12 protein-coding genes are annotated in these 9,770 nt (G+C 62.6%); 5 read left to right on the top strand and 7 right to left on the bottom strand.

The window, feature by feature from the left end; all coding sequences use genetic code 11:
* Nucleotides 1–243: 243 nt before the first annotated feature.
* Entirely contained in the window at nt 244–645 is a 402-nt protein-coding gene (locus VIM95_RS02250) for a hypothetical protein (protein ID WP_331982532.1), read from the top strand.
* A gap of 123 nt (nt 646–768) precedes the next feature.
* On the opposite strand, the gene VIM95_RS02245 is transcribed toward VIM95_RS02250, so the two are convergent.
* Both VIM95_RS02245 and VIM95_RS02240 read right to left on the bottom strand, forming a co-directional pair.
* The gene (locus VIM95_RS02245; protein WP_331982530.1) at nt 769–1,188 is read right to left on the bottom strand and encodes a hypothetical protein; all 420 of its coding nucleotides are present in this window, start codon (nt 1,186–1,188) and stop codon (nt 769–771) included.
* Between the two features lie 217 nt (nt 1,189–1,405).
* Nucleotides 1,406–2,374 (bottom strand): AraC family transcriptional regulator, encoded by a 969-nt coding sequence (locus VIM95_RS02240; RefSeq protein WP_331982527.1) that lies wholly within the window; start codon nt 2,372–2,374, stop codon nt 1,406–1,408.
* Nucleotides 2,375–2,471: 97 nt separating this feature from the next.
* On the opposite strand from VIM95_RS02240, the gene VIM95_RS02235 reads away from it, so the two are divergent.
* Nucleotides 2,472–3,224 carry an SDR family oxidoreductase gene (locus VIM95_RS02235; protein WP_331982524.1) on the top strand — a complete coding sequence of 251 codons (753 nt, stop codon included), beginning with the start codon at nt 2,472–2,474 and terminating at the stop codon, nt 3,222–3,224.
* A 172-nt stretch (nt 3,225–3,396) separates the two neighbouring features.
* Here the strand turns inward: VIM95_RS02235 and VIM95_RS02230 are convergent, their stop codons facing one another.
* Entirely contained in the window at nt 3,397–3,660 is a 264-nt protein-coding gene (locus VIM95_RS02230; RefSeq protein WP_331982521.1) for a hypothetical protein, read from the bottom strand.
* A gap of 340 nt (nt 3,661–4,000) precedes the next feature.
* The gene (locus VIM95_RS02225; protein ID WP_331982518.1) at nt 4,001–5,500 is read right to left on the bottom strand and encodes an FAD-dependent monooxygenase; all 1,500 of its coding nucleotides are present in this window, start codon (nt 5,498–5,500) and stop codon (nt 4,001–4,003) included.
* 62 nt (nt 5,501–5,562) lie between these two features.
* On the opposite strand from VIM95_RS02225, the gene VIM95_RS02220 reads away from it, so the two are divergent.
* Together VIM95_RS02220 and VIM95_RS02215 are read left to right on the top strand one after the other, a co-directional pair.
* On the top strand, nt 5,563–6,195 hold the full coding sequence (locus VIM95_RS02220; protein WP_331982515.1) for a TetR/AcrR family transcriptional regulator: 633 nt from the start codon (nt 5,563–5,565) through the stop codon (nt 6,193–6,195).
* A gap of 148 nt (nt 6,196–6,343) precedes the next feature.
* Nucleotides 6,344–7,153: a formylglycine-generating enzyme family protein gene (locus tag VIM95_RS02215; RefSeq protein WP_331982512.1), complete on the top strand. Its 810-nt coding sequence runs from the start codon at nt 6,344–6,346 to the stop codon at nt 7,151–7,153.
* A 130-nt stretch (nt 7,154–7,283) separates the two neighbouring features.
* Here the strand turns inward: VIM95_RS02215 and VIM95_RS02210 are convergent, their stop codons facing one another.
* Together VIM95_RS02210 and VIM95_RS02205 are read right to left on the bottom strand one after the other, a co-directional pair.
* Entirely contained in the window at nt 7,284–8,195 is a 912-nt protein-coding gene (locus VIM95_RS02210) for a hypothetical protein (RefSeq protein WP_331982509.1), read from the bottom strand.
* A gap of 108 nt (nt 8,196–8,303) precedes the next feature.
* Nucleotides 8,304–8,699, bottom strand: coding sequence for a GFA family protein (locus tag VIM95_RS02205; protein ID WP_331982506.1), 396 nt, complete (start codon nt 8,697–8,699; stop codon nt 8,304–8,306).
* A 236-nt stretch (nt 8,700–8,935) separates the two neighbouring features.
* Here VIM95_RS02205 and VIM95_RS02200 point away from each other — a divergent pair, with 236 nt between their 5' ends.
* On the top strand, nt 8,936–9,304 hold the full coding sequence (locus tag VIM95_RS02200) for a VOC family protein (RefSeq protein WP_331982503.1): 369 nt from the start codon (nt 8,936–8,938) through the stop codon (nt 9,302–9,304).
* A 79-nt stretch (nt 9,305–9,383) separates the two neighbouring features.
* Here VIM95_RS02200 and VIM95_RS02195 read toward each other — a convergent pair.
* On the bottom strand, nt 9,384–9,770 hold a 387-nt coding region (locus VIM95_RS02195; RefSeq protein ID WP_331982500.1), incomplete at its 5' end, for a hypothetical protein.

The following is a 9,770-nucleotide window of genomic DNA, read 5'->3' as shown; positions in this document are numbered from 1 at the left end:
CTTCTACCACGCTGCGCTGGCCGCGGGCGGCAAGGACCATGGCGCGCCGGGTCTGCGCTGTACCTATCACCCCAACTACTATGCCGCCTTTGTGCTGGACCCGGACGGCCACAATATCGAGGTGGTCTGCCACAAGCCGGCGGCTTGAGGCTAGCTGCATAAGCCGGCTGCGGGCCTGTGGTGTAAAATGACCGCGGCCCGTGTGCTGGCTGGGATGTTTTAATGAATTCTGATTTGTCCTTGATGTATTTGTTCTTACTCTTTTTCCTGCTCTTTATGGGCTGTGCCTTGGGGCTGAAGGCCTGCCGCCTGCTCGAAAAGCATGGAAAGGTGGACGCGCTCGCATTGCTGCTGATGCCCTTGGAAGAGGGCGTCGGGGCGCGGATGTTCATCTACGCCGTGGCGGTGCTGCCTTTCTACTTTGTGGTCAAAATCCTGAAGGCCTGTCTCTTGAACTTCGGCCTGGTAGATACCGTGCGGCAGCAGGTCGAATTGTTCACCGCCAACCCGCACGACTTTGGCAAGCTTTTGCTCACCTTCTTGCCCCTGCCCCTGCTGCTTTTCGGCAAGATCTATGGCCGCTTCGAGACAATACGCTCGGCGCAGCGTACCAGCGCAAAGCGGGCCCAAGGTGGGGCTGGGTAGTTGATTCGCGCAGCCGCCGAATTGAGCTGGCCCGCCACAAGCCGGTGGCTTGAGCCTTTGGGCCTCAAAGGAAAAGGGACAAGCCATGGCTTGTCCCTTTTTCTTGCAACGTGAGGTACGACCTCAAATGCACTTCAAGTCGTCTACCACCACCTTGCTGATCAGTTCGCTGCGGTCCTTGGCGATCTGCTTGAACGATGCCTTGAACTTGGCGCGCTCCTTGGCCTGGTAGGCCTTGGACATGGCGGTGCTGTTGCCCAGTGCCGAGCCGTCGGCGGCGTAGAAGCGCACGCCCATGGTCAGGAAGTTCTTGCAGGTCTTGCCGTAGGTCACGTAGCCATCCAGGTCGAAGCGGTCATCCAGGGCGGCCTGGAGCTTGACGTCGTCCAGCGTGGCTACGCTCGATACGGCGGGGCTGACCTCGACCTTCATGTCCTGAAAGCCGTTGCGTACCGAGGTACGCAGGCCGTTGATGCCGTCCCGGATGGGGTTGGCGCAGCCAAACAGGAGTACGACGGGGAGCAGTGCTGCGAGCTTTTTCATTTATTGTCCTTGTTTCACCTGGTTAATTTACCCCATGTATCCGGGGTGTTCCTCCACCTTTGCGGTGTGGAAGCTACAGGCAGGTGCGGGCATGGACGGGTAAAAATTCGGTATTTTTAAGCGCGCTCGAAAGAGCTTTTTTTATCTTTGCTTAAGCCGGAATGGCGACTACGGCGGGGGCGACTACCGCAAGGTGCCGCAGGGTAGGGGCGTGGTATCAAGCCGAGTAGGGCGCGGCTTCTGGTGTTGCCTCGACGTCTTGCTGCACCGCACTTGATATGGCTTTTGCATAGCGCCCCGGTGGCGTGCCCACCTGGCGGGTAAAGGCCACGCCAAAGGCGCTGACCGAGCTGTAGCCCACGCGCTCGGCAATCTCGATCATGGCCAGCTCTCCTTGCCGCAGTAGCTGCTTGGCAATGGCCATGCGCCAGGCCAGCAGGTATTCCATGGGCGCAAGGCCCACGGCACGGCTGAAGCGTTCGAAGAAAGCCGAGCGAGAGAGGGTGGCTTCGCGCGCCAGCTCGGCCACGCTCCAGGGCGCGGACGGGCGCTCGTGCATGCTGCGCAAGGCCTGTGCGAGCTTGGGGTCGGCCAGGCCGCGTACCAGGCCCGGCGAGGTGGCGCTGCCGGCCAGCGAGCGCAGGGCTTCGATCATCAGTACTTCCAACAGCCGGGCGGTGACGATCTCGCGTGCGGGGCGGTCGGCCCGTGCCTCGTCGCCTACCAGTTGCACCAGGGTAGCGAGCCGTGGCTCGCCGCGTACATGCACCCACTGCGGCAGTAGCGATACCAGCAAGGCGGCGTCTGGTGAGCCAAACAGGCAGTGGCCCACCAGCATGCGCGCATCCACCGCACCATTCGGGTCGCCTACGCGTGCGCCGCCCGGCATGGGCGCGATGGGGGTGGTGACTAACTCATCTGCTCTTGGCGGCTGGCGGTCCAGGCTGGCGGTGGCAAAGCTGCGCGCGGCCGGGATCAACACAAAGTCGCCCTGCTGCAGGGTGAGGGTGTCGCTGCCGCCGGGCTTGTCGATGGTCAGGCGGCAGCCGCCCTCCAGGAGCACGAAGTAGAACGGCCGGCCGGTCTCTGCCCGGCGTACCGCCCAGGGGGCGGAGGCGATGACGAGCTTGGAGAACGGCGCGCTGGGCTGCAACAGGGAGACGACTTCGGCCAGGGGATCGACCATGCTGGACTATTGCTACAAATTTAAGGACTTTGGATTATAGATAGTCCTGCTGTCGGTCACTACCATGGGGGCACTCAACCACACCATGGAGTTGCAGATGTCCCATCTCTCTACTGTTCTGATCACCGGTTGTTCGTCCGGCTTTGGCCTGGATACGGCCAAGCTGTTTCTTGACCGAGGCTGGCGTGTGGTTGCCACCATGCGCACACCGCGCAGCGATCTGCTGCCGGCGTCGGAGCTGCTGCGGATCTTGCCGCTGGATGTGACCGACCCAGATAGCATCCGCGCCTGCATTGCGGCAGCGGGGCCCATTGATGCGCTGGTCAACAATGCTGGCGTTGGTCTTTTGGCGCCACTGGAAGATACGCTGTTGGTGAATGCCCGCGAGGTCTTCGAGACCAATACCCTGGGCACGATGGCCATGACGCAGGCGGTGCTGCCGCAGTTCCGCCAGCGGCGGGCAGGTGTGGTGGTGAACGTCACGTCCAGCGTGACCTTGAAGTCGCTACCGCTGCTCTCGGTCTACACCGCCAGCAAGGCCGCGGTGAATGCGTTTACCGAATCGCTGGCGCTGGAGCTGGCGGCGTTTGATGTTCGTGCCCGGCTGGTGCTGCCCGGCCGTGCGCCCAGTACCCGCTTTGGCGATAACGCCCGCAAGCTGATGGCGGCCAGCCCGTCCGATGCCTATGCGGATTTCACCCAGAGCGTGATCGCGGCGGTGCGCAGTATGGATACCCCGGTGACCCAGGCCGAGGACGTGGCCGAGGCGGTCTGGCGGGCTGTCACCGACCCGGCCGCGCCCATGCGTATTCCGGCCGGGGCCAATGCGGTGGCTTTGTCGGCAGACTGATTGTTCGCCCGTCAGTGCAAGCTGCGGCTCACGCTCTCCACAAAAAAAGCCCGGCCAGGTTGCCCTTGGCCGGGAATCAGGGAGGAGTGAGACAGCATGCCTGGCGGGGCCAGGCGGCGGTGAACGTCTTCACCACCGGGTAAAGCTTGGGTGCTGCTGGGCTAAGTGGTGCTTAGCCTGCGCGGCGGAAAGCGTCGGTGTTGTCGGCGGTTACGTGCTTCTTGCCGCTGATCAGGATGTACTCGCCACCTTGCTTGGCAGCCACGCGGCGGTAGGCATCGGTATTGTCCGGCGACACCTTGCCCACTTGTTCGGCGCCGTAGAAGGCGACCGAGCTGTGGCGGATGGTGTCGGTGTAGGTGGTTTCTGCTGCGGCGGCGTAGGTAGCGGTCAGGCCAACAACGGTAGCGGCGATGAGCTTGGCGATGGTTTTCATGATGTTTCCTTTCAATGTGGGTAACTGGTGGAATTCTTGGATCACGTTGTCAACTTTGCAGTCGCGTTAACTATTTGCGCGCTAACTTTAAAGTTGGTACTTAACTCGCACTGCGCTCTGCTTACCGTTTCCTGTTGTCAGCTTGCCGAGCAGTCCGCGCTTCGCTTTGTTTGCTGCGTTGCGCTTCCATGGGTTGCAATATACTTACGACGATAACGATTAGCAAGCTAAATATTAAACCGTTCGTCGGTTTTGGCTGTGCTACAGGAAAGGGGAGGGGCGGCAAGCCAGCCCCAGTGCGGGTTTCCGCCGTGTTGGGGCTGGTAAATTCGCGAAAGGGCTAGGCCGCCGCTGGCCCAAACCAGCACTGCACGGCCTCCGCCAGCCCGGCTGTGCTGCCATCCTTTCCCTGCCAGGCAACGCAGGCATCGGGACGGACGAGCAGGGAGGGGCCGCTATCGATGGTAATGCAGCGCACGCGCCGGGTATGGGTTGCGACCAGATGGGTGGCCTGCTGGCCCTTGGAGGCATCGAGCAGCACGCCGTGGCCGCCCTGCATGGCGGCATAGAGCGTACTGCTGCCCAGCGGCCGGTCGCCGATCAGCCGGCCTACTTCATCCTGTTCCGCGCCACAGTCGTAGCGGGTGAAGTGGCCGCTCATCAGTTCGCCGATATAGCGGTTCACCTCGTCGAACTGCATGAGGTGGGCAATGATCTCGCGCATGGCGCCGGCTTGCGGGTCTGGCCGCAATATGGCGACCTGGGCCAGGGTGTTGGCCAGCACCGCCTCGGCCACCGGCCGGCGCTCGGTAGTGTAGGTATCGAGCAGGCTATCTGGCATTTCGCCGCGCAGCACGGCCGCGAGCTTCCAGCCCAGGTTGGCGGCATCCACCAGGCCCAGGTTCATGCCCTGGCCGCCAAAGGGGGTATGGATATGTGCTGCATCGCCTGCCAGCAGCACCCGGCCCTGGCGGTAGGTATCGACCAAGCGGGTATTGTCGGTCCAGCGGTTGGCGGCTTGCAGCGCCTTCAGCCGCACGTCTGCACTGCTGATATGCCGCAGCGTGGTCTCGATCTCTTCATGCGTGACCGGCGCCTCGCGGTCCGTCGGCGGGCCGCTGAAGTCCAGCATGAACAGGCGGCCGGGTATGGGCCCGTAGGCAAATACCCCGGTGGCGGTGCGGCGCCAGCCGGTGGGCAGCAGGCGCTCTGGGTGGTCCACCTCCGCAATGGCCTGGTAGAAGGTGAGCGAGGGCGGCGTACCGGGGAAGTCGAAGCCCGCCAGCTTGCGCACTGTGCTGCGGCCACCATCGCAACCCAGCAGATAAGCACAGCGGATATGTGCCGGCCCGTCCGACGCGGTCCAGTGCACGGTCACGCCGGCTGCATCTTGCTCAAAGCCGCTCACCTCGCACTCGCGCCGTACATCTATACCCAGCGCGCGGGCGCGCTCGGCCAGCATGGCTTCCAGGCTCTGCTGGTCCACAAAGCGGGCACGCCGCTCGGGCTCGCGCTGCGCGTCTTTGCGGATCAGCGGCAGGCCGGCGAAGTGGCCGCTGAACTTGCCACCGCCTAGGCGCAAATCGCTGCCGGTCTGCGCGGTAAACTGCTGCATCACCGCCTGGCTGCGGGCCTCTGCCGCGGCGACCTCGGCTGCCATGCCACGGCGCTCAACCGCCTCGCAACCCAGGGGCCCGAGCGATAGCGCCTTGATGGTCAGGCTGGGTTCGGCCAGCCGTTCCAGCACCAGCACGCGCGCTCCGCCCAGCGTGAGCTCGATGGCGGCCAATAGCCCAACCGGGCCGGCCCCGGCCACGACCACATCGGCTTGAATTTCCATGTACCAAGTCCTAAGTTATACTTAGTACATATTAATATCCGCCACCTAGGAAAGCGCTGTCAATGCCAACCGACCTGCGGTCCCGCAAGCGCCTTGCCACCCGGCAGGGCATATCCAATGCCGCCACGCGCCTTTTTCTGGCGCGTGGCTTTGACCATGTCACGGTGGACGAGATCGCCGCCGCGGCCGACGTAGGCCGCATGACGGTGTTCAACCACTTCCCCCGCAAGGAAGACATGTTCTTCGACCGGGACGAAGCCGGCCGCGAGTTACTGCGCGAGGTACTGCAGCAGCGCGACCCGGCCATATCACCGGTCGAGACCCTGCGTCTGCTGGCCCACCAGCTGATTGCCGAACAAAGCCCCTACGTGCGCTTCAGCGCCGATAGCCAGGGCTTTATCGCCACCATTGCCGCCAGCGAAACGCTCAAGGCCCGCGCCAGGGCCATCCGCGACGAGATTGCCCAACTGGTGGCCGAAGCCATGGCCGAGTGCGTGGGCAAACCTACCGACGACCCGGACGCCCACTTGGCGGCCGGGCTGCTGGTCGCCACCTGGACGGTGGCACTGGTCCAGGCACATGCGGTATTCAAAGAAAGTGGAGATGCCAAGGCGGCGGAGGCGCGCTTCCTGGCGCTGGTGGAGCAGGGGACGGTCGGGGTGAGGGCCGCGGTGGTGGGGACGGGGTATGTGTGAGCGCTGGCTAGTGCCTGGCTTGCGAGGCTAGCCGGCCAGCAGCCCGCCATCTCGGCGTTGGCCAGGTTTGATCGTAATAGGCGGGACGCCGACGGGCGTGCATTGCGCTATCGTGGTTAGGTACCCGGCCGGGTCGAGGAGGAAGGCTATGAATAAAACCACGAAGTGGTTCTTGGTCGTACTGGCGGTTGCGCTACCCGCCACGCTGGCAGCGGCGCCACAGACCTTCAGGGACTGCGATGACGGCTGCCCGGAGATGGTGGTCCTGCCGCCAGGCGAGTTTGTGATGGGCAGCCCGGAGAGCGATACGGATCGCTTTCCAGGGGCGCGCCGAAAATCGGAGGGGCCGCAGCACGCTGTGCGCATCGCCTACTCGCTGGCGGTGGGCAAATACAACGTCACTGCCGCAGAGTGGCAGGCCTGTGTTGCGGGTGGGGGATGCAATGGCCACAAGTTGGGGGCCGAGAACATGCGCCAGGGGAGGCTTCCGGCATGGAATATAGCCTGGGTGGATGCGCAAGCCTACGTGAGCTGGCTAAGCGCCAAGACCGGCAAACCCTATCGCCTGCTCAGCGAAGCGGAATGGGAATACGCGGCTCGGGCTGGCACGACCACGCCCTATTACACCGGCGAGGAATTCAAGCCGGAGCATGGCAACTACCTGGGTAGCATCGGTCGATTCAAGCTCACCGAGGTGGGTACCTACCCGCCGAACCCGTTCGGGCTGTATGACATGGTGGGCAACGTGCAGCAATGGGTGGCCGACTGCGTACACTGGAACTATGTCGGCGCGCCGGATGACGGCAGTGTGTGGCGCACAGGCGATTGCACGCAGCATCTGGCGCGCGGTGCCGGTTGGTATGACAGTGTAGGGCACCATCGCACTGCCGCCCGGCTGATAGGCGATCCGTTTGTGCTCGATGAGAGCTTGGGGTTGCGTGTTGCGCGGGTGATGTAGGCGCTGGGCGGCGCGTTTTGTCCTTTGATTTGACCCGAATGGCTGGGGCGGGTCTTGCAATCACTAAGCCAAGGCTGAGGGGAGGAATATGCGATTGCAAGACCTGATCCCGGTGTCTCCGCGCCTAATTCTAGGCAGTGACCTGCACGCCGTAGTCTCTGTCCAGAATGGCCAAGTAACTCAGCGCACTTCTTTGCGCGTAATCCTGTGCATCATTGCCGCTCAGGTTCAATGCCTTCAAGTCGTCTACCACGGCAAAATAGCGTGCCGTCAGATACTGCGGCAGACTCACTCTATCCAGCCGGAGACTGCTCAGGCCTTCGGCTTCGTTCACGATCTGCATGTAATAGCACTGGATAGCGCAATAGACTCCCAGGGCATCGCTTGCCGCCACCCGTAGTGCCATGTCCAGCTCGCGCTCCACAAACTTGGCGTTGTATTTTTCGGCGATCGGGTAGATGGCCTTGGTCAGCAGTTCGTTGTGATCGGTGGGGAGCAGGTCTGCATTGATGTAGGCGGGCGTGCGGAATACGCCTTGCTCGCCGCGGATGACCTTGAACAGCTGGTGCGCTTTGATCAGCTGGTAGATTTCTTCAATAACCGGGGCTGCTGCCTGATTTGCCGCGGGCAGCAAATGGCTGTGCGGTAATTCACTCAGGCCCTCGGACAGGATCTGCTCCAGCGCTGCGTCGTCATCCGCCAGAAGGGGCGTCTGGTCGTAATAGAAGCGAAGCTTGAACTGCCCGTTGTGCAAGACCGTCAAGCGTACGCCAGCCCATCTGTCACCCTGTTGAGCAGCCTCCTGGTACAAGGCCTTGATGGCGTTGAATGTCTGCACCGACCGGCCGAGCTGGTAGCTATCCAGGCGGGTATCGAAATTCGGCCCGCCAAAAACCCGTCCCGTGAAACTGTTTCTCAGACCGATCTGCGCGTCCTCCACCAGCTCCATATAGAAGACGAGCTTTCTCCAGCCCGCCGGCGCGGTATCGGCAAGCGCCTGCACAATTTGATCCAGTCGTTCAGCATTCCACTGAAAACCCACGGTTCTCCCCCCACCCTTGTTCAATTGTTTTTGCTATTTGCCAGGCCGGCTATGGCCGCCAGTACACAGCGGCCCTCAGCAGGCCCGGTTCTGAGTTTGCGTACACGGCTAGGCAATATGCTCCGCCTCCGCCGGCACCACCACCCACCCGTGCTTGCGCTCCTCATACACCGATACGCCCGGCGGCGGAAAGCTCGGGTCGGCAAAGGCGCCGACGGGGATGGCCACAAACTCCTCCATCCCCTCGGGCTCGTAGTACACGGTGGCGCCACACGTAGGGCAGAAGTGGAATTTGATGCGGGAGCCTTCGTCGCCCACGCGGACGTAGACCGTTGAGCTGCCGGCGATGGTGACGTCTTTGCGATAGAAGCGGGCTTGCTGGCCAAACACGCTGCCGGTGCGGCGCTGGCAGGCCAGGCAGTGGCAGATGGAGACGCGTAAAGGGGCGCCTGCGACTTGGGCGGTGAGTTGGCCGCAGCTGCAGGCGGCAAGGCGGTTGGGCATGGGCGGGCTCTTGGATAGTTGATGTACGGTTTAACCGGCTGCGCGCTCGCGGCCAGCTGAGTGACCCACAGCGTAGGCCGGGCGGCGTGGTATGGCAATTACGCATCGCAATGGCGGCTTGCCGGCTGTGGCCTTCACGCCGCATGCCCTGGCTCTGTATATTGAGACGCTCGGCCCAGCGGGGCCTACCTATAACAGCCGGGCCTCGTGCCGGCCTACATCTAGGAGAGAGACCGATGTTCGACCATGTTGTATTCGGTGTGCGCGACTATGAAGCCAGCAAGGCCTTCTACCTCGCGGCGCTGGCGCCGCTGGGCATTGAGGTCGTCAACGAGAACCACCTGGGCATCGAGCTGAGTGCAGATGGCAAAAGCTCGCTGTGTCTGCGCCCGAACGAAGCCAACCCCGCGCACTTGCACATAGCCCTGGTGACAGAGGACCGCAAGGTGGTGGATGCCTTCTACCACGCTGCGCTGGCCGCGGGCGGCAAGGACCATGGCGCGCCGGGTCTGCGCTGTACCTATCACCCCAACTACTATGCCGCCTTTGTGCTGGACCCGGACGGCCACAATATCGAGGTGGTCTGCCACAAGCCAGGGGCTTGAACGTCTATCGTGCAGCGGTGCCGGCTGGCCATGTGGCATGTCGGCTCACTTGTGTGGCTTGAGCAGCTAAGTAGGCGGTTCAGTTTGCGTAGTTGGTAGACTTTTGTTGGTCGGGGTGGAAGACCGTACAGACGAAGTCTTCGGATCGGGCAAACTGCTCAATTACCGATCGGATGCTACCGGACTTGACCATGTTGCCCACCAGCTCAAGCAAGGGTCTGGTCAGATGGGGGTCTTTTTCCCAAAGGCGCTGCATGGCTTTGCAGCAATCGACCGCCTCGGGCCACTGCCCCTCGCTCAGCTGCGATACGTTGTAGTGGGGCCAGGCTGCGATATCGTGCTCGTCACATGGGTCGTCAGATAGCAGGACCGATATCTCCAACGATCCATGCCAGGGGAACACGCCAATATCGAGGCGTCGAATCGTTTTGTCCTTGAAGCGGGCACTCAGCTGGGTCAGCTTCGC

Source organism: Chitinimonas sp., from assembly GCF_036568685.1.
In the GTDB taxonomy this organism is placed as follows: Bacteria; Pseudomonadota; Gammaproteobacteria; order Burkholderiales; family Chitinimonadaceae; genus Chitinimonas.
This window is presented reverse-complemented; position numbering and strand designations above follow the sequence as displayed.